28 protein-coding genes are annotated in these 22550 nt (G+C 36.3%); 10 read left to right on the plus strand and 18 right to left on the minus strand.

Features of this window, described 5'->3' with window-relative positions:
- The first annotated feature begins 73 nt into the window (after nucleotides 1–73).
- The 3 genes from CQ046_RS00235 to CQ046_RS00245 are packed head-to-tail and all read left to right on the plus strand — an operon-like array spanning nucleotide 74 to nucleotide 2101.
- On the plus strand, nucleotides 74–778 hold the full coding sequence (locus CQ046_RS00235) for a MotA/TolQ/ExbB proton channel family protein (RefSeq protein WP_105700335.1): 705 nt from the start codon (nucleotides 74–76) through the stop codon (nucleotides 776–778).
- A gap of 12 nt (nucleotides 779–790) precedes the next feature.
- Complete coding sequence (locus CQ046_RS00240) at nucleotides 791–1189, plus strand: ExbD/TolR family protein (protein ID WP_105700336.1); 399 nt, start codon at nucleotides 791–793, stop codon at nucleotides 1187–1189.
- Nucleotides 1190–1210: 21 nt separating this feature from the next.
- Entirely contained in the window at nucleotides 1211–2101 is an 891-nt protein-coding gene (locus CQ046_RS00245; protein WP_105700337.1) for a ferric siderophore ABC transporter substrate-binding protein, read from the plus strand.
- A 15-nt stretch (nucleotides 2102–2116) separates the two neighbouring features.
- Here the strand turns inward: CQ046_RS00245 and CQ046_RS00250 are convergent, their stop codons facing one another.
- The 10 genes from CQ046_RS00250 to CQ046_RS00295 all read right to left on the minus strand — a co-directional run bounded on the left by CQ046_RS00250 (nucleotide 2117) and on the right by CQ046_RS00295 (nucleotide 10136).
- Nucleotides 2117–2509 (minus strand): hypothetical protein, encoded by a 393-nt coding sequence (locus CQ046_RS00250; RefSeq protein ID WP_105700338.1) that lies wholly within the window; start codon nucleotides 2507–2509, stop codon nucleotides 2117–2119.
- Between the two features lie 96 nt (nucleotides 2510–2605).
- A complete protein-coding gene (locus tag CQ046_RS00255) occupies nucleotides 2606–2971 on the minus strand; it encodes a four helix bundle protein (RefSeq protein WP_089693214.1) in 366 nt (121 codons plus the stop codon).
- A gap of 59 nt (nucleotides 2972–3030) precedes the next feature.
- The gene (locus CQ046_RS00260) at nucleotides 3031–4434 is read right to left on the minus strand and encodes a nucleoside recognition domain-containing protein (protein WP_105700339.1); all 1404 of its coding nucleotides are present in this window, start codon (nucleotides 4432–4434) and stop codon (nucleotides 3031–3033) included.
- Nucleotides 4435–4621: 187 nt separating this feature from the next.
- Nucleotides 4622–5131 (minus strand): DUF6973 domain-containing protein, encoded by a 510-nt coding sequence (locus CQ046_RS00265; RefSeq protein ID WP_105700340.1) that lies wholly within the window; start codon nucleotides 5129–5131, stop codon nucleotides 4622–4624.
- Nucleotides 5132–5185: 54 nt separating this feature from the next.
- A complete protein-coding gene (gene accD, locus CQ046_RS00270) occupies nucleotides 5186–6040 on the minus strand; it encodes an acetyl-CoA carboxylase, carboxyltransferase subunit beta (protein ID WP_105700341.1) in 855 nt (284 codons plus the stop codon).
- Nucleotides 6041–6129: 89 nt separating this feature from the next.
- Nucleotides 6130–7200 carry a class II fructose-bisphosphate aldolase gene (gene fbaA / locus CQ046_RS00275; RefSeq protein WP_105700342.1) on the minus strand — a complete coding sequence of 357 codons (1071 nt, stop codon included), beginning with the start codon at nucleotides 7198–7200 and terminating at the stop codon, nucleotides 6130–6132.
- A 70-nt stretch (nucleotides 7201–7270) separates the two neighbouring features.
- Nucleotides 7271–8137, minus strand: a complete 867-nt coding sequence (locus CQ046_RS00280; protein WP_105700343.1) for an NAD kinase — start codon at nucleotides 8135–8137, stop codon at nucleotides 7271–7273.
- A gap of 1 nt (nucleotide 8138) precedes the next feature.
- Nucleotides 8139–8792, minus strand: coding sequence for a CBS domain-containing protein (locus CQ046_RS00285; RefSeq protein WP_105700344.1), 654 nt, complete (start codon nucleotides 8790–8792; stop codon nucleotides 8139–8141).
- Between the two features lie 187 nt (nucleotides 8793–8979).
- Entirely contained in the window at nucleotides 8980–9510 is a 531-nt protein-coding gene (locus tag CQ046_RS00290) for an RNA methyltransferase (RefSeq protein WP_105700345.1), read from the minus strand.
- Nucleotides 9511–9515: 5 nt separating this feature from the next.
- The gene (locus CQ046_RS00295) at nucleotides 9516–10136 is read right to left on the minus strand and encodes a toxin-antitoxin system YwqK family antitoxin (protein WP_228406823.1); all 621 of its coding nucleotides are present in this window, start codon (nucleotides 10134–10136) and stop codon (nucleotides 9516–9518) included.
- Between the two features lie 55 nt (nucleotides 10137–10191).
- On the opposite strand from CQ046_RS00295, the gene CQ046_RS00300 reads away from it, so the two are divergent.
- The gene (locus CQ046_RS00300; RefSeq protein WP_228406824.1) at nucleotides 10192–10791 is read left to right on the plus strand and encodes a hypothetical protein; all 600 of its coding nucleotides are present in this window, start codon (nucleotides 10192–10194) and stop codon (nucleotides 10789–10791) included.
- Nucleotides 10792–10803: 12 nt separating this feature from the next.
- Here the strand turns inward: CQ046_RS00300 and CQ046_RS00305 are convergent, their stop codons facing one another.
- Complete coding sequence (locus CQ046_RS00305) at nucleotides 10804–11682, minus strand: bestrophin family protein (protein WP_105700347.1); 879 nt, start codon at nucleotides 11680–11682, stop codon at nucleotides 10804–10806.
- 149 nt (nucleotides 11683–11831) lie between these two features.
- Here CQ046_RS00305 and CQ046_RS00310 point away from each other — a divergent pair, with 149 nt between their 5' ends.
- A complete protein-coding gene (locus CQ046_RS00310; RefSeq protein ID WP_105700348.1) occupies nucleotides 11832–12707 on the plus strand; it encodes a cupin-like domain-containing protein in 876 nt (291 codons plus the stop codon).
- Nucleotides 12708–12896: 189 nt separating this feature from the next.
- On the opposite strand, the gene CQ046_RS00315 is transcribed toward CQ046_RS00310, so the two are convergent.
- Nucleotides 12897–13427, minus strand: a complete 531-nt coding sequence (locus CQ046_RS00315; RefSeq protein WP_105700349.1) for a GNAT family N-acetyltransferase — start codon at nucleotides 13425–13427, stop codon at nucleotides 12897–12899.
- A gap of 124 nt (nucleotides 13428–13551) precedes the next feature.
- On the opposite strand from CQ046_RS00315, the gene mutS reads away from it, so the two are divergent.
- A complete protein-coding gene (gene mutS, locus CQ046_RS00320) occupies nucleotides 13552–16143 on the plus strand; it encodes a DNA mismatch repair protein MutS (RefSeq protein WP_105700350.1) in 2592 nt (863 codons plus the stop codon).
- A gap of 32 nt (nucleotides 16144–16175) precedes the next feature.
- Here the strand turns inward: mutS and CQ046_RS23460 are convergent, their stop codons facing one another.
- Nucleotides 16176–16343: a hypothetical protein gene (locus tag CQ046_RS23460; protein ID WP_165790434.1), complete on the minus strand. Its 168-nt coding sequence runs from the start codon at nucleotides 16341–16343 to the stop codon at nucleotides 16176–16178.
- A gap of 350 nt (nucleotides 16344–16693) precedes the next feature.
- Nucleotides 16694–16849 carry a hypothetical protein gene (locus CQ046_RS23465; protein WP_165790435.1) on the minus strand — a complete coding sequence of 52 codons (156 nt, stop codon included), beginning with the start codon at nucleotides 16847–16849 and terminating at the stop codon, nucleotides 16694–16696.
- Nucleotides 16850–16998: 149 nt separating this feature from the next.
- Between CQ046_RS23465 and CQ046_RS00325 the strand changes: the two genes are divergently transcribed.
- The 3 genes from CQ046_RS00325 to CQ046_RS00335 all read left to right on the plus strand — a co-directional run bounded on the left by CQ046_RS00325 (nucleotide 16999) and on the right by CQ046_RS00335 (nucleotide 18622).
- The gene (locus CQ046_RS00325; RefSeq protein ID WP_105700351.1) at nucleotides 16999–17487 is read left to right on the plus strand and encodes a TlpA family protein disulfide reductase; all 489 of its coding nucleotides are present in this window, start codon (nucleotides 16999–17001) and stop codon (nucleotides 17485–17487) included.
- A 10-nt stretch (nucleotides 17488–17497) separates the two neighbouring features.
- Nucleotides 17498–18151, plus strand: a complete 654-nt coding sequence (locus CQ046_RS00330) for a thioredoxin family protein (protein ID WP_105700352.1) — start codon at nucleotides 17498–17500, stop codon at nucleotides 18149–18151.
- Between the two features lie 69 nt (nucleotides 18152–18220).
- Nucleotides 18221–18622 (plus strand): DUF2809 domain-containing protein, encoded by a 402-nt coding sequence (locus CQ046_RS00335; protein ID WP_105700353.1) that lies wholly within the window; start codon nucleotides 18221–18223, stop codon nucleotides 18620–18622.
- Between the two features lie 24 nt (nucleotides 18623–18646).
- Here the strand turns inward: CQ046_RS00335 and CQ046_RS00340 are convergent, their stop codons facing one another.
- The 4 genes from CQ046_RS00340 to CQ046_RS00355 are packed head-to-tail and all read right to left on the minus strand — an operon-like array spanning nucleotide 18647 to nucleotide 21855.
- A complete protein-coding gene (locus CQ046_RS00340; RefSeq protein WP_105700354.1) occupies nucleotides 18647–19567 on the minus strand; it encodes a YARHG domain-containing protein in 921 nt (306 codons plus the stop codon).
- Nucleotides 19564–20202, minus strand: a complete 639-nt coding sequence (locus CQ046_RS00345; RefSeq protein ID WP_105700355.1) for a DUF2306 domain-containing protein — start codon at nucleotides 20200–20202, stop codon at nucleotides 19564–19566. The genes CQ046_RS00340 and CQ046_RS00345 overlap by 4 nt, the downstream gene beginning before the upstream one ends.
- Nucleotides 20203–20207: 5 nt before the next feature.
- The gene (locus CQ046_RS00350; RefSeq protein WP_105700356.1) at nucleotides 20208–20621 is read right to left on the minus strand and encodes a hypothetical protein; all 414 of its coding nucleotides are present in this window, start codon (nucleotides 20619–20621) and stop codon (nucleotides 20208–20210) included.
- 31 nt (nucleotides 20622–20652) lie between these two features.
- On the minus strand, nucleotides 20653–21855 hold the full coding sequence (locus CQ046_RS00355) for an NAD(P)/FAD-dependent oxidoreductase (protein WP_105700357.1): 1203 nt from the start codon (nucleotides 21853–21855) through the stop codon (nucleotides 20653–20655).
- Nucleotides 21856–21970: 115 nt separating this feature from the next.
- On the opposite strand from CQ046_RS00355, the gene CQ046_RS00360 reads away from it, so the two are divergent.
- Nucleotides 21971–22465, plus strand: coding sequence for an acyl-CoA thioesterase (locus CQ046_RS00360; RefSeq protein ID WP_105700358.1), 495 nt, complete (start codon nucleotides 21971–21973; stop codon nucleotides 22463–22465).
- The last annotated feature ends 85 nt before the right edge of the window (nucleotides 22466–22550 follow it).

Below are 22550 nucleotides of genomic sequence, written 5' to 3' on the forward strand. Positions count from 1 at the left end.
AGCAATTTTTAAGAGTTTAACTCATAATATTCTACTACATTTGTCGTTGAAAATTTAATAAAATTCACATTTAATGCTGTTAACGGAACTTTCTCAGATTTTATTTGCACAAATCGCTACACCCGCAGTTGCTACAGACAATTTAGAATTTTCCTTTTGGAAGATCATGTTCCACGGAGGAGCTTTCGCTAAAATAGTGATGGTCACCGTATTGCTGTTGGGCGTATTTTCTCTATATCTGTTTTTTGAAAGATTTTTCTTTATCAAAAGACTCGCTTCAAAGACAGATTCCAACTTTATGAATAATATTGAAGACTTTATTAAAGCTGGAAAAATAGAGGCGGCAGCAGATTACTGCAAAACACAGAACTCTCCGGAAGGAAGAATTTTAGAAAAAGGAATTTCAAGATTAGGACGTCCTGTGTCTGATATTGTAAGTGCTATGGAATCACAGGCTCAGGTAGAGGTTGCCAATATGGAGAAAAACCTGAATCTTTTGGCTGTAGTACCAAGTATCGCACCTATGTTGGGGCTTTTAGGAACGGTAATCGGGATGATTATCGCTTTCTTCAACTTATCCCATGCCACAGGATCTTTCTCTCCAAAAACACTTTCTGAAGGTATTTATACCGCTTTGGGACAGACCGCTGTAGGTTTGGCAGTAGCAATTCCTGCTAACTTCTGTTACAACATCCTTTTGACAAGGATTGACAAATTTGTACTGAAGGCGCAGAACATGTCAGGAGAATTTTTAGACCTTATCAACAAACCTTTATAAATCTTTCTTACGATGAAAATTCAAAGAAGAAATAAAGCAAACCCGGAATTCAGTTTAGCAGCGATGACAGACGTTATCCTGTTGATGCTGATTTTCTTTATGATCACCTCTTCAGCAGCCAATCAAAGTGCTATTGATGTGAATCTGCCGAAAGCCGGAGCTGTTGACGACAATATACCTAATCCTGTGACAGTAAGTATCAAGCCGGATGGATCATTCTTTGTGGATGATAATCCTGTAAATAAAGGGGAATTGGAGAAGGTTATTGTAGATAAATTGGCCAGCCAGACCAATCAATCATTCACAATTAGAGCGGACGAAAATACATTGCATAAAGATGTTGTTTTTGTCATGGAAATTGCTGAGAAACATAAATTTAACATTGCTATTGCAACCGTTAAAGATAAATAACGGAAAGAATTACTTTTTAAGATGAGAAGCTATACAGCAAACAAAAATGAAGAAAACAAAGACAGAGTAAAGAGCGCCCTGCTTTCTATTCTTATTTGGGCTGCTATTCTGCTTTTTGTTTTTTTGTATAAATTAAAACCTGAGCTGGATAAAGATCCTGAAGTGGTTACTACCATGCTGGTGAACTTCGGAGACAACAGAAACGGAAAAGGAATTGAAGAACCTGCTGAACAACCAGGAAGTCTTGCTGCAGCAACAGAAGAAGTAACTCCTGAACCTGCTGAAACTCCAGTTCCGGAAACAAAAACTGTTGTAAAACCAGAACCAATACCTACTCCTGAACCAAAGAAAGCAGAAGTGAAGGAAAAGGTTATCACAGGAAAAAACTCAAAAACAACTGTTTCTAAAAAGGAAGAATCAAAAAAAGCTGAGAAAAAAGAAGCGACAAGTACAACGGCTTCAAAAAATACGAAGAAATCTGGAGCTACTACAGCCAATTCAAAAACAGGAAACGGGGACGGAAAAGGAAATGCTGCTATCGGAAATCTTATCAAAGGAAGAGGAACAAAAGCCGGAAGCCAGGGCACGGGTGATGGTATTGGAAATGCCGGAGATCCTTTAGGTGGTGATGGAAACGGAGACAGCAAAGTCGGAATAGACAGAAAACTGATAGGCTACATTCCCGGAACAATGGGAAGAGGCGGTGCACAGCCATCTCACAGCTGTACTGCAAGCGGATCCATTACCGTTGCCTATACTGTAGATAAAGCAGGAAATGTAGTGTCTGCAAGAAGATCAGGTGGTGTTTCGGATCCTTGTGTATCTTCTACATCAGTTGCCTGGGTAAAGAAATACGTAAAGGCAGAGAAAGCCAGTACTTCTTCCACCGGAACCTATAAAATTACTTTCTAAAAATACAAAAGCACTTTATTCAAGTGCTTTTTTTAATTCATTTATTCTGTTGATAATGGGAAGTGCAAAAATACCGCTGGTCTGAAGGTACAGCTCGTAGAATGTCTTTGCTTTATCCTGAAAATCTTTGTTTTGATCATGTCTGCTGTTGAAGTAGAAAAGATTTCCAAGCATTTCATAATAATCCTTGTGGTCTCTTTCCTGTCTTTCGTTAACAATAGCAATCATTTCTTCCTTTGTTTTAGAAGATACTTCTGTAAAACTCATCTTGAAAATGTCTCTCATCAGGGTGTCAAAATCCAGTTCTTTCTGCATTAAACTTTCTTCAGGCTTGTCCAGAATAAGTTTTTCCAAAGCTTGGGTTAATTGGCGAATGAGTCTTAGGGTAAATTCTTTATCTGTAATCATAATGGTAATTTTGTTGCTAGTTGCTAGTTGCTAGTTGCTAGTTGCTAGTTGCTAGTTGCTAGTTGCTAGTTGCTAGTTGCTAGTTGCTAGTTTGGGTTATGTGCGCCAGTTTAATTGGACGTATTTTATAAAGTTGTTGATTTTTCCTCCTAAGAGTTTATATTGTTCTGATTTTTCTTTAAAGTTCAAATTTAATTCCGGATAAAGTCTGTTAATTTTTGACAAATGGCATACCGTTTCATCACAGCTTGCCTGAGAATAAGTGAGAAATCTTATAAAGTCACCTTTGTAATTGTTTCTTCCATAGCCTTCTGCAATATTTGTAACAACAGAATCAGCAGATCGTCTTAATTGGCTACCCAATTCATATAATTCATAATTTGGCAGTTGGAGTGAGAGTTTATGTGTTTCAATAAACAACTCAAAAGCAATATTATAAATATCAAGTTTCTCGTAACTCATTAATACATTTTTAACGGTAAAAAAACTAGCAACTACCCAACCTGCAACGTTTAATTGAATTAAGCAAAAAATAGATAAGCCAACGCAATAGCAGTGATAACACCAATTAAATCGGCCAGAAGCATGGCAATTACCGTGTATCTTGTATTCTTAACGGCTACGGCGCCAAAATAGACTGCAATCACGTAGAACGTAGTATCTGAGCTTCCCTGAAGTACGGCTGCCAATTTCCCCTGAAAACTATCTGCTCCGAAGGTTGACATCGTGTCTACCATCATTCCTCTTGCTCCGGAACCGGATAAAGGCTTGATCAACGCTGTCGGAAGTCCGTCTACAAATCTTGGATCCATATTGGCGACGTTGGCCACCCATTTCATTCCGTCAATGATCACATCAAAAACACCGGAAGTCCTTAATAATGAAATAGCAATCAGCATTCCAACCAGGTAAGGAATAATCTTAACACAGGTCGTGAATCCTTCTTTTGCCCCTTCAATAAAGGCATCAAAAACGTTGATTTTCTTATAAACGGCTCCCAATACAATTGCAAGGAAAATAAATAGGATTAAACCATTGCTTAATACTTTACTGAAGTCATCCAGTTCATCTTTACTCAATTGCACAAGGTATACTACCAATAATGCTATTACTGCTGAAATTCCACCTACATAAGCAATTACTACAGGACGAAGAAGATTAATTTTCTGATATAAAGAAACAATAATCATCGCTGCTAAAGTTGCCGCAAAAGTAGCGATCATACAGGGTAGAAAAATATCGGTAGGCGTTTTGGAACCCATAGATGCCCTGATCGCGATAATGGAAACGGGGATCAACGTCATTCCTCCGGCATGAAGACACAGAAACATGATCTGTGAATTACTGGCAGTATCTTTATTAGGATTTAAGGATTGCAGGCTTTCCATAGCTTTTAAACCAAAAGGAGTAGCGGCATTGTCCAATCCCAGGAGATTGGCACTGAAATTCATCAGCATATGCCCGAAAGCGGGATGGTTCTTAGGGATATCAGGAAATAATTTGGAGAAAAATGGCTGAATCAAACGGCTTAAAAGGTTAATTCCTCCAGCTTTTTCAGCAATGCTCATGAATCCCATAAATAAAGTCATGATCCCGATAAGGCCAAGGCATATCTTCACTGCAGTTTCAGAGGTTCCGATGACACCATCGGCTTCCTGAACACGATAAACGTTTACATTTTGTTTTAAAGAATCTGTTTTATAATGAATTCTGCTGTCTGCAAAATCATTCTTTTTCAGCAGACTGTCTCTGACAACAGGGGAGAGGCTGTTCATAGATTGGGATGCAATCTTCACTGTATCACCGCCTTTTCCCACCACCATATCATTGAAAATGGTTTTGTAGTTGCTGGACGAAACATATTTTATACTGGCAATGGCAATGGCAATGATAATGAAAGCCGACCAAATTCTGCTGAGAACCATCTGATTGATTTAATTGTTTAAACTTATCAAAAATACTTTAAACCACAAAAATAACTAAAGTCTTTTGTTATTCTGTTGTGAAAGAGAACTAATGATAGCTGCTTATTTTTAAGCTTAAAGCGAACTTATCTTAATACTCTTAAAACCTTATATCAATTTTAATGTTTCAAAATAAAGGTTTAAACAATTATTCCTCTAGGTAAACAAGATATCCTTCAAACTCGTCATCCAGATTTTTCAGAACCTTGGCTTCCTCCATTTTTTTGATTAGTGCATCAACAAAAAAACTCTTTTCAAAAAACTGGCGGTGAATTCCGGGCAGAATTTCCATGAAATAATCCATTCCGATTTTGTTGTTGTGAAGATCCATTTTAGTTTCCAGAGGTTCATTAGGGAACAGTTCTTCATGCATATCTGTTATTCTTTTGCAGAAATCAAGCGCCTTTTTTGGAGAAGAAATTTTGCAGCAGTACATCATAATAAAGCAGCACCACAAGGCATGTCTGAAAGCATTTCCAATTCCATTAGTGGAAGCTGTCTTAGGAAATTTTTTCTGAGCTATGGTAAATGCTTTTACGGTAGCATGGAAACTCATCAGTGCAAAAAGAGGATGGGGAAGAACAAGTGATAAAAGACGCATAATCTTATTAAAACTCATGCTTCTGATGGTATTGAAAAATATCTTAAAAGTCCTCATAAATAAAAATCTCTCCCTAATTAGAGAGAGATTGTATTGTTTTTGTTACAGAAACTATGCTTTTACAGTCAATAAATTAACTGTTTTTGCCACAGTATCCTGAATTTCAGTTCTTTTTACGATGAAATCTACAAATCCTTTTTCCTGTAAGAATTCAGATGTCTGGAATCCTTCCGGTAGATCTCTACCGATCGTTTCACGGATTACTCTTGGTCCTGCGAAACCGATCAATGCTCCCGGCTCTGCCATAATAATATCAGCAGTCATGGCGAAAGAAGCTGTAATTCCTCCAAATGTAGGGTCACAAAGATAAGCGATGTATAAAAGTCCTGCTTCAGAAAGCTGAGCTAACTTAGCCTGAACTTTTGCAAGCTGCATCAAAGAGTATGTAGCTTCCTGCATTCTCGCTCCTCCGGACTGACAGATAATCATATACGGAAGTTTGTGTGCGATACAGTAATCTACTGCTCTTCTGATCTTTTCTCCCATTACAGAACCCAAAGATCCACCAATGAAAGCAAAATCCATACAAGAAACTACCATTTCAGTTCCTTTTACAGTTCCTACAGCATTTCTGATAGAATCTGTAAGCTTTGTTTTAGCTTTTACTTCTTTCAGACGATCTTTGTAAGGCTTTGTATCTTTGAAGTTTAAGATATCAATACTTTCAACATTGGCATCCAGTTCGGTAAATTTACCACCGTCAAAAAGGATGTCAAAAAATTCTGCACTTCCTATTCTTACATGAAATCCGTCTTCAGGAGAAACATAGTTATTTCTCTTTAGTTCATCATGTTCCACTACTTTTCCGGATGGAGTCTGATGCCAAAGTCCTTTGGGAACGTCCTTTTTCTCATCAGTAGAAGTGGTTATGTTTTTTGCTTTTCTTTTAAACCAGTCGAATGCCATTTTTGCGTGTATTAATGTATAAATGTAAAATGTACCAATGTAAATGTATTTTTATGAATACTTTTTACATTGATACAAATGTACAGTTCTTATTTTAAAGTATCTACGTTATTTAAATCTTCAAATGCTTTCACCAATCTTGTAGAGAATGTTTCCTCACCTTTTCTTACCCATACTCTTGGGTCATAGAATTTCTTGTTCGGCTTTTCTTCTCCTTCAGGGTTTCCGATCTGAGCTCTTAAATAGTCGATGTTGTTTACCATATAATCTCTTACTCCTTCTGTATATGCAAACTGAAGGTCAGTATCGATATTCATTTTGATTACTCCGTAGTCGATAGCTTCTCTGATCTCTTCTAAAGTAGATCCTGAACCTCCGTGGAATACAAAGTTGATAGGTTTAGCAGCTGTTCCGAATTTCTCCTGAACATATTTCTGAGAATTGTCAAGGATTTTTGGAGTAAGAACTACGTTTCCTGGCTTGTAAACTCCGTGTACGTTACCGAAAGCAGCAGCAATTGTGAAGTTATCAGAAATAGCTTTTAATTTTTCATAAGTATAAGCGATATCTTCAGGCTGAGTATATAATTTAGAGTTATCAACATCTGAGTTGTCTACACCGTCTTCTTCACCACCAGTTACTCCGATTTCTACTTCAAGAGTCATCTGAAGCTTAGCCATTCTTTCGAAATATTGTGCTGAAATCTCAAGGTTTTCTTCTAAAGATTCTTCAGAAAGATCCAGCATGTGAGAAGAGTAAAGAGATTTTCCTGTCTGCTTGAAGAAATCTTCGTTAGCATCCATTAATCCGTCGATCCAAGGAAGTAATTTCTTTGCACAGTGATCTGTGTGTAAAATTACCGTTGCTCCGTAAGCTTCAGCAAGAGTATGAATATGTTTTGCTCCAGCGATAGATCCTAAGATAGCAGCTCTTTGTCCGTCATTGTTTAATCCTTTTCCTGCGTTGAAAGCAGCTCCACCATTAGAAAACTGGATAATTACAGGAGCGTTCAATTTCGCTGCAGTTTCCATCACAGCATTAATGTTGCTTGATCCAATTACGTTTACTGCAGGTAATGCAAATTTGTTTTCTTTAGCATACTGAAAGATATCAGTAACTAACTGACCTGTGGCAACTCCTGCCGGAAAAATTCTGCTCATGTTTTACTTTTTGTTATAAATTTATTAGGTGTTTTAATTTCGTGTAAAGGTAATCATTTTTAAGAAATTACTAATTTCTTTTATCTCTGCCCCAAAGTAGCTTCTGACGGATGGTTTCGTAGAAACTTAGGCCGTTCGGCTGTACCAAAAGCAGCTGGAATTTTGCCTTTTTGATAATGATTTCCTTGTCAGTTTCTATATGTATCAGTCGGGAGTCTAAAGAAAGAGAGTATTGAGGAACACGGCTTTCCACCCTGAATTTTATTTCTACTTTATCATTCACTACTAAAGGTCTTACATTCAGATTGTGAGGAGCGATTGGAGTGATGACAAAGTTTTCGTTATTCGGAGAAATGATAGGTCCGCCACAGCTCAGAGAGTAAGCGGTAGATCCTGTAGGGGTTGAAATGATAACACCATCACCCCAGAAAACATTCAAAAACTCATCATTGATATAAGAATCCACAGTAATCATGGATGTTGTTTCTTTTCTGGAAACAGTAACATCATTCAAAGCATAAGGAAAAGCACCTTCAAGTTTGGGAGAAACCACTTCAATAACAGAACGGCGGCTTGTTTTAACTTCTCCTTTTAAGATAGAATCCAGTTCTTTAAAGGCTTCTTCTTTCGTGAAAAAAGCCAAAAAACCAAGTCTTCCGGTATTGACTCCTACCACCGGAATTTCAAGATCCTCAATGAAGGTTAAAGAGTTTACAATGGTTCCATCTCCACCGAAAGTAAAGAACAAATCCACTTCTTTATCCAGAAGATCCTGCTTACAATTGAAAGTTTCGAATATTTTTGAAAACTGAAGTGCTTCAGCCATTTCATCAAACAGAACAGATTTTACACCTCTGGTTTCAAGTTCAGAGATAAACTTGCTTAAATATAAAAAAGTATCAAGATCTTTTTTCTGAGAATATATGGCTGCCTTCATGTTATATTTCTATGAATTTTTGTAAAAAACCAAATCGGTCTTTAAACAGATCGGATTTCTCATCAGAATAGTATTTTTCAACAATTCTGTAGTCGTACCGGTCAAAAGTAGAATCTATCGAGGCCAGGTTTTCATTGCTGATCTTTATCGTGATCTGTACCACTTCATCAGACATAAAGCTTATAAATCCTCCATAAAATTTCGAATTATTGCTTTCTATGATGTTGGCAATTTCCGTCATTGAATATTTTCTGGCAGAAGTTTCTATTGTAAGAATAGCTCCTGTTTCTGAAAACAGCGGATAACGGGAAAAGTCCTGAAAGATATCGTCACATGTGATATATCCCAGATATTTTTCATTTTTATTAATCACCGGAATCACATTGGTACTGAACGTATAAAACAGACGAATGCTGTCCATAATATTATTGTCTTCCAGAATGGCAAACCGTTCAATCTGGTGCTCCAGATCCTTCAGTGTTCCTCCATCTTCCTCATACAGAAAATCCATTGCAAGAGCTCCGTAGAAGTGATGAGATTTTTTGATGAAAACATGGGAATATCCAAAATCTTCCAACGTATTTCTGGCCGACTCGATGGAGTCAGACAGGCTAAAACACAGAAAGTCTTTTGAGATATAGTCCTTGATAAACATTGTGCTAATTTATAAAAAATTAAATGAAACTTTTTCTGAAAACGTTACTTTTTTTAATGTGAATCAAAAAAAGTGCCGTCAAAATTTGTTCATAAAGAAAAATAAAGTACCTTTGTCGCCTTTCATTTTTACTTTTTATTAGATTTATTTCAAACTGCACTGTCTATTAAGGACATATGCAGTTTTTTTATTTTAATGCTTTTGCAAATTCCCACATCACAATTCCGGCGCACACACTTACATTAAGAGAATGCTTTGTTCCAAGTTGTGGAATTTCTAAAAATACATCAACATTTGGAAGTACTTCATCACTGATTCCTTCTACCTCGTTCCCTAAAATCAAAGCATATTTTTTCGATCGGTCAATCGTAAAATCAGTAATAAGCTGGCTTCCGGTAGTCTGCTCAATTCCGATGATTTCATATCCTTTACTTTTCAGATCAGCAATAGCAGTGTTGGTTTCTGTTTCATGAGACCAGTCTACACTTTCCGTTGCACCCAATGCCGCTTTATGAATTTCACGATGGGGTGGCTGCGGGGTAATTCCGCAAAGAATGATCTTTTCAATTAAAAAGGCATCTGCCGTTCTGAAAGCTGCACCTACATTGTGCATACTTCTGATATTATCTAAAATGATGACCAACGGAATTTTTTCAACCTTCTTAAATGTTTCTACATCTATTCTGTTGAGTTCTTCCAGTTTTAGTTTCTGTACCAATTGTATTATTTTGTTGAGATTAATTTTCCGTCTTGATAGACCTCTGTCTTTTCTATGCTTCCGTCTTCACGGTAATGAACTCTGTTGCCATTTCTTTTATCGTTGGCGAATTCCGTTTCACGCTGTAGTTTTCCTGATGGATAAAGCACTTTCCATTTTCCGGTAGCAAGTCCGTTATCATACTGGCCGATTTCTTTTATTGATTTTCCGTCCTCATGGAAGGTTCTGCTTTCTCCCTGTAATTTATTGAATTTATAGTTAGAAATTTCAGTTATTTTACCTGCAGGAGAATAAAAAGTAGCCGTAAGACTGTTATCATAAATATTCTTTTCTCCATTTCTGAATTCCTCTTTGGAAGTAAGCACGCCATTCTTATCAAAATAAGACCATTCTTTTACTTTGAATCCTTTCTTATATTCTCCCTTTGACTGTACTTTTCCATTATCATAATAAAAAATGGCATCTCCGTCCAATTTCCCCTTTTTCCATTCCACCGTATTTTTTACCTGGCCGTTGTCATAGAATTCTTTGCAGGAGCCTTCCTGTAATCCGTCTTTATATCCACAAGGTTTCTGTGCCATGATGAGGACAGAGGTGGAAAAAAATAATAGAAATAGGTGCTTCATAGCTATTTTTATTTCAAAAATAGTAAAATACTTATATTTGACTCAAAAATATACTATGAAAAAATTATTCACATTATTCATACTGGCGTGGGGATTTATATATCTGAGTGCTCAAAACACGTATTATCCTCAAGCTTTTTTCGATAAAAAGCTGGCGAGAGAAATGCTGGGGTTTGGGAATTCTACCATTGAAGGAGTGGCTTCTACCAAACAAAAAAACAACTGGGGCATCAAGCCGTTGCTTGGAGAGAAACATTATGCACCTAAAGGAACCGTTGTCATGCTTTTTCCTGTAACTCCTTATTTTCAGGAATTTTATGATATGAGAAGGAAATATGAAAACAAGAAAACTACGGTATACATGTCTGAAGAAGCTTTTAAATATAGAGTAGAAGCTTTAACAGATGACCATGGCAGGTTTAAATTCGAAAAACTGAAACCGGGTAAATATTACCTTGAAACGATCGTCAACTTTACCGCAACGGCAAGCTATCAGCAGCAAACCGGAACTTCAAATGCTTATAACGGATATGGAGCTTATCTGTATTCAACACCTATATACAGTACATTTTTCTATGGATATTCTGCTGCCAACAGGGAAAGCAAATTTGTTGAAATAAAACAGGACGGAGAACTCAAAGAAATCAAGCTTTAATAGCTTGATTTTTTATTTTCTGTTCATAATCTGATGAACATTCTTCTCAATATTCTGAGCTAAGGTTTCCATAGGAATGTCATTTTCATCATTATTGAACGGATCTTCAATTTCTTCTGCAATAAGTTCAAGACTCATCAGTACATAATATACAAAAACAGTTAGCGGAATCATGAAAAGTCCTATCGTAATCACATAGGCAATAGGCAGAGCAAAAACATACAGAATGATAAATTTCTTGATGAAAGAAGAGTATGAATAAGGAATCGGAGTATTTTTGATTCTTTCACAGCCTCCGCAAACATCCAGAAATCCAGAAATCTGAGTGTCTAAGTAGAGCATTTCAACATCTGAAACCTTCCCTTCTTTTTTTAATTGGTTCAATTTATGGCTAAGCAGAATCACTATTTCGCTGGGACCATGATTTTTTAAAGAACTTTCAATTTCAGAATAATCTTCATCCAAAGCCAGTCTTGTAGATTCTTTGGAAAGATGTTTGGCTAAAAAGTGAGGAAAGTATTTTAAATATCTTGCAATTTGGTCAATATCCTGGCGATTATCACCCAAGATGGTATTGATTTTTATGGCAAAGTTTCGGGTGTCATTGACCAGTTTCCCCCAAAGTTTTCGTCCTTCCCACCATCTGTCATAAGCGGTATTGGTTCTGAAAACCAATAAAAGGGAAAGCACAAAACCCAGCAGAGAGTGAATCATGCCTACATTACTGACTCCTGATTTTGTCGTAAGATGCAGATATTCCACTTCCAGATACTGAATTCCCCAGGAGTATAACCCGACAAGAATCATACTTGGAAAAAGAATTTTTAGAGTATCACTTTTGTGTAAACTGAAAAGGATTTTAATGAAATGTTTGGTATTGTAGACTCTCATAAACTCACTTATTATTACAAATATAAATTTTTTCGTTTAGTGCTGAAGGATAAAAACCCGTGAAATTTGATTTTAAAAGCTCTTTCTATTTAAAATTTTTTCAAGTTTCAAAAAAACACTATTTTTATTTCGCATTAAATATAAAGTACATGATCCTCGAAAACGTAGATATTGTAAATGATATCAGTAAAGAAGATTTTCAGAAAAATTATTTCAAAAAGCAAAAACCTCTTTTAATTAAGAATTTTGCCAGCAGATGGGATGCTTTTGATAAATGGAACCTTGCTTATATTCGCGAAAAAGCGGGTGATCAGGAAGTTCCGTTGTATGATAATAAACCGGCTGATGCTAAGAAAAGCTCTGATGCTCCGGTAACCCGAATGAAAATGAAGGAGTATATTGATATCATTAAAAGTAATCCTTCAGATCTGAGAATTTTTTTCTATATCATCACAGACAGGCTTCCTGAGTTGCTGAAAAACTTTACCTATCCGGATCTTGGAATAAAATTTTTTAAAAGACTGCCTACTTTATTCTTCGGAGGAAGTGAAGCTCATGTTTTAATGCATTATGATGTGGATCTGGGGGATTTTATGCATATTCATTTCGAAGGAAAGAAAAGAATTCTGCTATTTGATCAGAAACAGTCTCCGTTTTTATATAAAGTGCCTTTGTCTGTTCATACTGTTTACGATGTAGACTACGAAAATCCGGATTATGAAAAGTTTCCCGCGCTGAAATATGCAAAAGGATATGAGATTTTTATGGAACATGGTGATGCGCTCTTTATTCCGGGTGCTTTCTGGCACTTCAATAGATATCTGGAACCTGGTTTTTCTCTTTCACTAAGAGCACTTCCTAATAAACCGAATGTCTTTGCCAATATGCTGTATCATGTCTTCATTATGAGGTACACAGATAAACTGATGCGTAAGCTTTTCAAAGCCAAATGGATCAATTACAAGCAGAAATGGGCCTACAAGAAAAGCTCAAATGCTTTGGAAAAGCACCTTTCTGAAAGATAAGAATTAGAGTTTAGATCATTATAACGCATTGAACGCAAGTTTAAAGCTTATCTGTTTATAAAGGTTCGCAAAGGCGTTTCACTCAGCGAGGAAAGTACTTCAATTGCTAAATGAAATGCCTTTGCGAACGAAAATAAGAAGAATCAATATCAATTAACTTTGCATCTTCGCGTTAAATTTAGGAGCAATTTATTTATTTACAAGCCCGAAGATCGTCGCATCTACGAATTTTCCTTTTTCGAAAAAATAATCTTTCAACATTCCTTCTTTGCTGAAATTTAGAGAAGTCAACAGTCTTTCGGAAGAAATATTGGAAGGATCTATGAAAGCATCCACACGGTGAAGTCTCATGGTTTCAAACCCATACGTTAAAATAGGAAGAATGGCTTCTTTCATATAAGATTGCTGCCAGAATTTAGGATTGAGCTCATAGCCAACTTCTGCCCGGAAATGTTCCCTGTACCAATTGTGGTAACCACAGGTACCAATGACTTTTCCTGTGGATTTTAGTTCCAGAGCCCATCTGAAACCTTTTCCTTTTTCGAATTCACTGTTGAAATGCTGGATAATGTGTATGGAATCTTCTTCTGTCTTGAAAGTGTCAAGGTCATAATATTCCATCACTTCATCCAAAGAAAAGTACTCAAAAAGGTCTTGGGTATCATTAAAAGTAAGCTTACGCAAAATAAGCCTTTCAGTCTCTAAAACAGGAAATTCCATGAATAATGTGATTTGATGGTGAAATTACAATTAATTCCTGATAAAGAAAAACATAGAACATTAACCCTCAAACAATTCTCTTACCCTGAATTTATTTTTCTAAATTTGGGGCTCATTTTTTACTATGGCAAAAGCAGCGAAGAAAGAAACCCCATTAATGACGCAGTACAATACCATCAAGGCGAAATACCCTGATGCGTTGTTATTATTCAGGGTTGGGGATTTTTATGAAACTTTTGGGCAGGATGCTGTCAGAACTTCTCAGATTCTGGGTATTGTGCTTACCAAAAGAGCCAATGGTGAGGGGCATATAGAACTTGCTGGGTTTCCACATCATTCTGTAGATTCTTATCTTCCAAAATTGGTGAGGGCGGGAATGAGGGTGGCAATCTGTGATCAGCTGGAAGACCCCAAAATGGTGAAGGGGATTGTAAAACGTGGTGTCACTGAGTTGGTTACCCCAGGTGTTACGTTCAATGATCAGGTATTAAATTCCAAAAAAAATAACTTCCTTCTTTCATTACATAAAGAAAAAGAGAAATACGGAATCGCTTTGGTGGATATCTCTACGGGAGAATTTCTGGTAAGCGAAGGAAATTTAGAAAAGCTTTTGCACATCGTCAATACTTTTGATCCCAGTGAGATTATTTACCAAAGAAGTGTGCAGATTCCGGAGCATATCAAAAATAAAAATGCCTTTAAGCTTGAAGACTGGGCATTCCAATATAATTTTGCCTACGAAAAACTAACGAATCATTTTAAAACCAATTCTTTAAAAGGTTTTGGAGTGGAAAATCTTCCGTTGGCGATTACGGCAGCAGGTGCTATTTTCGCTTATCTGGTAGAAGATACCCATCACAATCTGCTTGCTCATATTACAAAACTACAGATCATTCCGCAGGAAGACTATCTGATGATGGATAATTTTACTCTGAGAAACCTGGAAATCGTTTACCCAAGCAACCCTCAAGGGAAATCACTGCTGGATATTATCGATAAAACGTCTACTCCGATGGGAGGTAGGCTTTTAAGAAGAAGAATTATTCTTCCTTTAAAATCGGTAGATGAGATCATGAGAAGGCTTTCTCTGATTGATTTTTTAAACGAAAATGATGCTCTTAAATACGAGATTTGTCAGCTTCTGAGATCAATTTCTGATCTTGACCGATTAATGGGAAAATTGGCTGCAGAGAAAATTTCGCCTAAAGAACTGGGATATCTGCGTCAAAGTTTGATTAATATTCATACAATCAAAGCGTTACTGCATTCTCATGCAGATGTGCTGGCTTGGTTAGAACCTTTATTTGATCTGGAAGAATTGATTAAATTCCTGCAAAATCATCTTAATGAAGAACTTCCGGTAAATATTGCCAAAGGAAATGTCATTAAAGAAGGCGTTTCTGAAGAGCTTGACAGATTGAGAAACCTTCAGAGCAAAGGACGCGGTTTCCTGGATGAAATGTGCCAGAGAGAAATTGAAAGAACAGGTATTACCAGTCTTAAAATTGATTTTAATAATGTTTTCGGATATTATATTGAAGTTCGAAATACCCATAAAGATAAAGTTCCGGATGATTGGGTAAGAAAGCAGACCTTAGTGAATGCTGAAAGATACATTACCGAAGAACTGAAGGAATACGAAAACCAGATCCTTGGCGCTGAAGAAAAAATAGGCGTTCTGGAAACTTCACTGTACAGAAATGTATGTGCTGAAACGATGGTTTATATTGATCAGATTCAAGGGAATTCCAATATTATTGCTCAGCTTGATGTGGCTTCCGGATTGTCTGAACTTGCTGTTTCTGAGAGCTATACAAAGCCTGTTTTGAATGATGCTTATGCTATTGATTTAAAAGAAGCCAGACACCCGATTATTGAAAATGCCCTTCCGCTGGGAGAAAAATACATTCCGAATGACATCTTTCTGGATAAAGATTCTCAGCAGATTATCATGGTAACAGGACCCAACATGGCCGGTAAATCGGCAATTCTGCGTCAAACGGCAATTGTATGTCTCTTGGCTCAGATTGGAAGTTTTGTGCCTGCAAAACATGCTGAAATCGGATTACTGGATAAGATCTTTACAAGAGTAGGAGCCACAGACAATATCTCTGCAGGAGAATCTACTTTCATGGTAGAAATGAATGAAGCGGCCAATATTCTGAATAATATTTCAGAACGAAGCCTTATTTTACTGGATGAAATTGGCCGTGGAACATCTACATATGACGGGGTTTCTATTGCCTGGGCTATTGCAGAATATCTTCATCAGCATCCTACGCAAGCCAAAACGTTGTTTGCAACGCATTACCATGAACTGAACGAAATGACAGTCAGTTTCGAAAGAGTGAAAAACTTCCACGTTTCTATTCAGGAAAACAAAGGAAACATTATTTTCCTGAGAAAGCTGGTTCCGGGTGGAAGTGAGCACAGTTTTGGTATCCATGTGGCAAAGTTGGCCGGAATGCCTGCCAAAGTAGTAAACAGAGCGAATGAAATCCTTAAAACATTGGAAGCAAGCAGAACTCAGGGAACCAGTTCATCAGAAACGATCAAAAGAGTAACTGAAGAAAATATGCAGCTTTCTTTCTTTCAGCTGGATGATCCTGTTCTGGAGAATATCCGTGAAGAACTGACGAAAATAGATATCAATACATTGACCCCGATTGAAGCTTTAATGAAGCTGAATTCAATAAAAAAAATGATTGGAGGGTAATCCAATCATTTTTTTTTTGTTATTTTTTTGTGTTAGCAGCAGAATCCATCCTGCATTCCTGGAACTCCAGATCGTTCTTCTCCGGTATGAGGATCTGTACAGCTTATTACTCTTGGGCATACAGGTCTGTTAGCTCCGCCGCTGATCACTTTCAGCTCATTTTTGCTCAATTTTCTTTTCTGATTTTTTAAATTTTTCATAATAATTTTAATTTGATAAAAGCTAATTTACAAGTTATTTTATTATATTCAAAATATTGTGAGTCAAATTGTTAACTTTTTTTGCGCAGGGATTCTCCTTCACAAAAAAAGATTGAGGGGCCGCCTCAATCCTTTATTATCTAACAAAGCTTTTTATGATATTAACAGCATTGTCCTTTAGTATTACATGAGCCTATTGTCATCTCACCGTCAATATTACAAAAACAAGTTCCGGGACAAAGTGGCCCACTTCCTCCGTTGATTTGTTTTAATTCACTTTTTGTTAATTTTCTTTTTTGAATGTTTGATTTTTTCATGATAAATTTAGTTTAGTTATTGTTTTAGTTTGGTTAACAGCAGAATCCGTTTTTGTCACCGGCACCAAGCTGCCATTCTTCAAATTCTCCTCTACGGCAGAATCCGTCAAAGCATAATCTTCCGCTTCCTTTAATCTCTTTTAATTCATTTTTAGTCAATTTTCTTGACTGGATGTTTGATTTTTTCATGGTATTTTAGTTTTGATTCTGAGCTAAATTACATTTTATTTTTATTAATTCAACAGCTGGTGAAAGAATTTTGTATAATAAATAGAATTCTTAACAAATTTTAACAAGTTGATTTCTATTGAGAAAGAATGCATTTGTTAATTTTGAATATGAAGAATTTAATAATAATCCTTACCGTATTTATGCTTTGTTCGGTTTATAAAGCCCAGCAAACAGATATTTCTGTAGTAAAATATGAAGATCTGGAAAAGCGTATTGAACAGGAAAAAGATAAGCTGCTTGTTGTGAATTTCTGGTCTACCACCTGCGCTCCCTGTGTAAAGGAGCTTCCGCACTTTATGGAGGTGAATGCTACATATTCAGATCATCAGAAATATAAAATGATTTTAGTGTCATTGGACAGGTTGGCTGATAAAGAAAGAGTCTTGAAATTCATCAAAAATAAAAATCTTACCGCTGAGGTACTTCTGCTGGACGATATCAAAAGAATGAACACCTGGATCCCAAGGTTTGAAAAAGAATGGGATGGAAATATTCCAGTAACGCTGTTTTATAAAAATGGAACGAAACTCTATTTTAATGATGGTGAAATGAGCAAAGAAGAGCTGGAAAAAACAATTAAAGAAAATCTACAATAAATAATCTATTATGAAAAACCTGAAAATTTTAATGACCGTATTTATCGTTGGACTGGGATTACTTAGCTTTACAACAATAGATCACGATAAAAACAAAAACCGAAAAGAAAATATTACTGTAAAAGGCTATGAAGTAGGAGATGAAGCTGCTGATTTTAAGCTTAAAAATATTGATGGGAAAATGGTTTCCCTGAGTGATTTTAAAAGTGCCAAAGGGTTCATTGTGGTATTTACCTGCAACCATTGTCCTTACGCCAAGAAATACGAAGACAGGATTATTGAGCTTGATAAAAAGTACAAAGCACAAGGTTATCCTGTAATTGCCATCAATCCGAATGATCCTAATGTGCAGCCGGAAGACGGTTATCAGCAGATGATTGAAAGAGCAAAACAAAAAGGATTTACTTTCCCATATCTGGTAGACGAAGGACAGAAAATTTATCCGCAGTATGGGGCTACCAAAACGCCGCATGTTTTTGTTCTGAAAAAAGAGAACGGAAAGAATATCGTAAAATACATTGGTGCTATCGACAATAATTATGATAACCCGAATGATGTATCGGAATACTATGCTCAGGATGCCGTAAATGCTTTGATTAAAGGAGAACAGGTAAAAATGACGAAAACAGTAGCCATCGGATGTACGATCAAAGTAAAGAAATAATATATTTGCCTTAAAATAAGATCGGTGTTCTTAGAATACCGATTTTTTATGCCTTAATCCCAATTTGAAATGAAATTCCAATTCAGCCTGAAGTATCTTCTTTTGACCGTATTTATTTTTCTTGTGGAAGTATTGATCGCCACCAAATTAAGTGGTGTTTTCTTCGTGAGAGCGTATCTCGGAGATGTTATTGTGGTGATGCTTCTTTATACTTTTGTGAAAAGTTTTATCAAGGTAAATGATCAGAAACTGATTCTGGGAATTCTTATTTTTTCATTTCTGATAGAGTTTGCCCAGTATTTCAATATTGCAGAAAAACTAGGCTTCCGTCCTGGAAGCCTGATGTATATTGTTATTGGAAACTCTTTCTCATGGATTGATAATCTGTGTTACGCTGTAGGCTGCCTTATTCTCTATATTATCATAAAGATGACAAACAATGATAGCTTAAGCTCAACCCCTAATCCCTAATTCCTGCAACCTAAAACCTATTATCTATCTCCCAAAACTATCATATTTATCCTCCGCATATTTGGTAAAACGGTTCAAGAGAGCCACATTTTCTTTTTCCATAGGTGAAAGATCATTGTCTACATTGCTTGAAACAGGGATATACCAGTCTGTTTGCTCAAAGAAATTTCTGTAAGTTTCTTTTTTAAATGAATATCCATGTCTTGCAAAAACAGAATTTTTGATGATTTCAAGATCCAGTTTTCTTAAGTTTTTAAGATCTTTTTCTGTCAGTTTTTGTTTGGAAGCATTCAGTTTGAAGATGGCTTCAGAAGCAATACGGTTTTTAGAGGTTTTATAGCTTTCTGTTTTTCCGGTTTCTTCATCTTTGTATTTTTCTGTAAACTCTTTAGGGTTTGACCAGTCTACCAGATCAGAATCCTTATCAAGCATGAAATTTGGATTGTAAACAAACTCTTTTTTAGTCAGTTTAAGTGTTTTTGAAGGAGCTTTAACACTTGTTTTATCAAAGGCATTCCACTTTCCGGTTAAGCTGTCACCTTTTAGTTTTACTTCAAACCTTCCGTCTGTTTTGTCATTGCCGGGTTCATCCAGTACAAAAGATGCTGCAGTTTCATTGAAAACTCCTCTGAACGGACGCTGATTGCCATTCACGATACTTTGCCCATAAACGCTGTCTTTAGTAATTCTGTTGATCTTTAAAGAAATTCTTTTGTAGTTGTTCACGTCATATTCTGAGCCGTCCATCTGATCAACTACCTTTTCCATTCCGGCGAATTCTCCGGTATAAATTCCGTAATATTCTTTATGAACTTCAGGAACTACCACAGAGTCTTTCTTTGCGGTCAGAGAATCTTTCCCCGATTCATTGGTCTTACCATCTTTTTTACAACTGATCAGAGAAGCTGTCAATAAAGAAATCAAGGTGTAGTGTACAATTTTCATATCTGTTTTTTTGTGATTAAATATTCAATAATAAGGATATTGGGAACCCAGCCCAGCCATGCAATAATCTGATAGACATCCATTGGATTGGGATGAAATAAATATACAATAATTACTTTCCACATTCTCAAGGTAATAGCAGATAATGTAAAAGCAAAACTCCGCCACATCCACTGCTTGTGTTCTTTAAACCTTTTCTGTCTTGCCAGCTGATACGCTTTAAACGTTGAAAACCACCATAAAAAGCCTAAAATAACAAAAGAAATCTTTGATAAAATACCTCCGTTGGCAAATATTCCCATATAAATTCCTGAGGGAGCAGCACAGATCAGGATGAGAAAAATATACACTTTTCCCATATTCCGGTGGAAATTTTTGAGCCCAAAATTCTTTCTAAGCAGAGCAAGAAAACCCGAAAGAAGCACAAAGATGCTTGTATAAACATGAGTATAAAAAAACTTAAGATATTCTGCTCTTTCTACTACTTCCGTCTGTTTGATCATCAGAAAACTGACTTCAGGATTAAAAGGAATGTATTCTAACGTAATTTTCAACATCAGCCAAAAGAAATATCCGAATCCTAAAATCAAAAGGATTTTAAAGAAAAAGGCAGTATTTCTTTTGGCAGATAGCATTTTAACTATTCAAAATTAATAGTGAAAGGAAGAGTAAACCAGATCAGTACAGGGTTCCCTTTATATTCTCCGGGAGTCCATTGTTTTTTCATAGATTTCATCGCTTTTTCCACTTCCTGATTAAGAGATTCATTTTCTCCTGTTACAATAATAGTGTCTATATAACCTTTAGCACTCACAGAGAACTTGGCATTCGAACGTGTTCTGCCTTTTGCTCCTTTTATTCGGTTAGCATTTATTTTTTCAGAAACTTCCCGCATAAATGCTGAAAGCCCACCGGGATATTCTGCTTGCTTGCTTTGTTCAGGAATAAACTTATCTCTGGAATGATCTTCCGTTGGTTTGGGCTGAGTTTCCTGTGCCTGAACAAAAGCAAGCCCGAATCCCAGACATAGAAAGAATGCTACTATTTTTTTCATGTATTTAGTTTTTATTAAAAGTAGTGTTTTTTTATAAGCTGTTGAGATCCTGTGCAATCAGCCATCCTTCACTCCAGCATGCCTGGAAATTGAATCCTCCGGTTACGGCATCAATATTTAAAACTTCTCCGGCAATATAAAAATTCGGAAGTAGTTTTGAAGACATGTTTTTGAAGTTAATTTCCTTTAAATCAACACCTCCAGCTGTTACGAATTCATCTTTAAAGGTTGATTTTCCAGTTACCTGAAACTTTTTTCTACAAAGATTTTCCAGGATCTTCTGTATTTCTTTTCCGGAAATATTGGCAACCTGTTTATTAAGATCAACCTTTGAGATATCCAAAATTTTCTGCCAGAATCTATTCGTAATATCAAATATTTTGGACTGTCCGATGGTCTTTTTAGGATTGGTTTGTTTGAAATTATTAAAAATTTCTTCTGCTTCATCAGTTTCTATGGAAACGAAATTAACCTCAATTTCAAAGTTATATTTAACCTTTGCCAAACTGATTGCTTCCCATGCAGAAATTTTCAGAACAGCCGGGCCAGAAAGTCCCCAATGCGTAATCAACAAAGGTCCACTTTCTTCGGTCTTCAGCTTTGGAATTGAAATTCCGGCATTTTCAAAACTTGTTCCCGGAAGATCTTTCAGCAGCTCATCTTTAATATTAAATGTAAAAAGGGAAGGGACGAGATCTACAATCTTATGGCCCAGATTTTCAACCATTTTTAATGATTTTGGAGAGCTTCCAGTAGTATATACGATATAATCTGCCTCAAAATCACCTGAATTGGTTCTTACGATATATTTTTCGTCCTGTTTTTCAATATCTTTTACTGTACATTTTGTCCGTACAGTTACATTTTTCTTTTGAGTTTCACTCAGAAAAGTATTAATAATGGTCTGAGAAGAATTGCTTTCAGGGAAAGTTCTGTTATCATTTTCAATTTTCAGCGGAACATTACGCTGATCAAACCATTCCATGGTATCACCAGGCTGGAATTTGCTGAAAACACTGAGTAGTTCCTTGTTTCCACGAGGATAAAACTGAACTAGTTCTCTTGGATCAAAGCAAGCGTGGGTAACATTGCAGCGTCCGCCACCAGAAATCTTAACTTTCTGAAGAACATCTGAATTCTGTTCTAAAATCGTAATTGTATATTTTTTTTCGTCAAGATTAGATGCACAGAAAAAGCCTGCAGCACCGCCTCCGATAATAATGATCTGTTTCATGTATGTGTAATCCTATGCGGAAGATTATTTTTTCAAAAGTACAATTTTTATAAACCATCTTATTTGAGTATTTTTGAAGATTATTATTTTATAATATCCAAAAACGATTTTCAAAATGATTTTCTACCATAAATTTGAAGTGCGATGGAGCGATCTTGATGCCAACAAGCACTTAGCCAATTCATCATATGTACAATATTGTGCACAAGCCAGAATGGCTTTCATGACTAAAGAAAAAATGGGAGTTACCCAGCTGAGCAGATGGGGAATAGGCCCGGTGATCCTGCACGAAAGATATTCTTTCTTCAAAGAAATTTATGCAGATCAGATCGTTATTGTAAGTGTAGAAATAGACGGATGTGCAGAGGATTCTTCCATCTACCGTTTTGTACACAAATTTTATACTCCGGACGGCATGCACTGTGCTACTGCAGAAGCGACAGGAGTATGGATTGATATGATGCTCAGAAAAATGACCACTCCACCAGATGATGTAGTGGAAGCCATGAACAAGTACAAGAGCCCGGAAACTGTGGTATTATCGAGAGAAGACTTTAAAAAGTTTCCTTTCCACCCACACAATATTGATCCGGCAGAGATTAATATATAAATGATGAATGATGATTGATCAATGATACATAATGAAATCTGTATTGCTGAGATATCAATTATCATTTTTCAAAGATCACTTATAA

This window comes from Chryseobacterium sp. MYb7, assembly GCF_002979455.1.
Classification (GTDB): domain Bacteria; phylum Bacteroidota; class Bacteroidia; order Flavobacteriales; family Weeksellaceae; genus Chryseobacterium.

What these genes read in the sequence shown, in the direction of transcription:
- CQ046_RS00300 (WP_228406824.1), top strand. Translation starts at nt 10,192, where the DNA reads ATGAAAAAATTATTCACATTATTCATACTGGCGTGGGGATTTATATAT.
- CQ046_RS00340 (WP_105700354.1), bottom strand. Translation starts at nt 19,567, where the DNA reads ATGAAAATTGTACACTACACCTTGATTTCTTTATTGACAGCTTCTCTG.
- CQ046_RS00330 (WP_105700352.1), top strand. Translation starts at nt 17,498, where the DNA reads ATGAAAAACCTGAAAATTTTAATGACCGTATTTATCGTTGGACTGGGA.
- fbaA (WP_105700342.1), bottom strand. Translation starts at nt 7,200, where the DNA reads ATGAGCAGAATTTTTCCGGCAGGAGTTGCCACAGGTCAGTTAGTTACT.
- mutS (WP_105700350.1), top strand. Translation starts at nt 13,552, where the DNA reads ATGGCAAAAGCAGCGAAGAAAGAAACCCCATTAATGACGCAGTACAAT.
- CQ046_RS00280 (WP_105700343.1), bottom strand. Translation starts at nt 8,137, where the DNA reads ATGAAGGCAGCCATATATTCTCAGAAAAAAGATCTTGATACTTTTTTA.
- CQ046_RS00250 (WP_105700338.1), bottom strand. Translation starts at nt 2,509, where the DNA reads ATGATTACAGATAAAGAATTTACCCTAAGACTCATTCGCCAATTAACC.
- CQ046_RS00255 (WP_089693214.1), bottom strand. Translation starts at nt 2,971, where the DNA reads ATGAGTTACGAGAAACTTGATATTTATAATATTGCTTTTGAGTTGTTT.
- CQ046_RS00305 (WP_105700347.1), bottom strand. Translation starts at nt 11,682, where the DNA reads ATGAGAGTCTACAATACCAAACATTTCATTAAAATCCTTTTCAGTTTA.
- CQ046_RS00285 (WP_105700344.1), bottom strand. Translation starts at nt 8,792, where the DNA reads ATGTTTATCAAGGACTATATCTCAAAAGACTTTCTGTGTTTTAGCCTG.
- CQ046_RS00310 (WP_105700348.1), top strand. Translation starts at nt 11,832, where the DNA reads ATGATCCTCGAAAACGTAGATATTGTAAATGATATCAGTAAAGAAGAT.
- CQ046_RS00325 (WP_105700351.1), top strand. Translation starts at nt 16,999, where the DNA reads ATGAAGAATTTAATAATAATCCTTACCGTATTTATGCTTTGTTCGGTT.
- CQ046_RS00350 (WP_105700356.1), bottom strand. Translation starts at nt 20,621, where the DNA reads ATGAAAAAAATAGTAGCATTCTTTCTATGTCTGGGATTCGGGCTTGCT.
- CQ046_RS00265 (WP_105700340.1), bottom strand. Translation starts at nt 5,131, where the DNA reads ATGAGGACTTTTAAGATATTTTTCAATACCATCAGAAGCATGAGTTTT.
- CQ046_RS00360 (WP_105700358.1), top strand. Translation starts at nt 21,971, where the DNA reads ATGATTTTCTACCATAAATTTGAAGTGCGATGGAGCGATCTTGATGCC.
- CQ046_RS00355 (WP_105700357.1), bottom strand. Translation starts at nt 21,855, where the DNA reads ATGAAACAGATCATTATTATCGGAGGCGGTGCTGCAGGCTTTTTCTGT.
- CQ046_RS00315 (WP_105700349.1), bottom strand. Translation starts at nt 13,427, where the DNA reads ATGGAATTTCCTGTTTTAGAGACTGAAAGGCTTATTTTGCGTAAGCTT.
- CQ046_RS00345 (WP_105700355.1), bottom strand. Translation starts at nt 20,202, where the DNA reads ATGCTATCTGCCAAAAGAAATACTGCCTTTTTCTTTAAAATCCTTTTG.
- CQ046_RS00335 (WP_105700353.1), top strand. Translation starts at nt 18,221, where the DNA reads ATGAAATTCCAATTCAGCCTGAAGTATCTTCTTTTGACCGTATTTATT.
- CQ046_RS00240 (WP_105700336.1), top strand. Translation starts at nt 791, where the DNA reads ATGAAAATTCAAAGAAGAAATAAAGCAAACCCGGAATTCAGTTTAGCA.
- CQ046_RS00295 (WP_228406823.1), bottom strand. Translation starts at nt 10,136, where the DNA reads ATGAAGCACCTATTTCTATTATTTTTTTCCACCTCTGTCCTCATCATG.
- CQ046_RS00260 (WP_105700339.1), bottom strand. Translation starts at nt 4,434, where the DNA reads ATGGTTCTCAGCAGAATTTGGTCGGCTTTCATTATCATTGCCATTGCC.
- accD (WP_105700341.1), bottom strand. Translation starts at nt 6,040, where the DNA reads ATGGCATTCGACTGGTTTAAAAGAAAAGCAAAAAACATAACCACTTCT.
- CQ046_RS23465 (WP_165790435.1), bottom strand. Translation starts at nt 16,849, where the DNA reads ATGAAAAAATCAAACATCCAGTCAAGAAAATTGACTAAAAATGAATTA.
- CQ046_RS00245 (WP_105700337.1), top strand. Translation starts at nt 1,211, where the DNA reads ATGAGAAGCTATACAGCAAACAAAAATGAAGAAAACAAAGACAGAGTA.
- CQ046_RS23460 (WP_165790434.1), bottom strand. Translation starts at nt 16,343, where the DNA reads ATGAAAAATTTAAAAAATCAGAAAAGAAAATTGAGCAAAAATGAGCTG.
- CQ046_RS00235 (WP_105700335.1), top strand. Translation starts at nt 74, where the DNA reads ATGCTGTTAACGGAACTTTCTCAGATTTTATTTGCACAAATCGCTACA.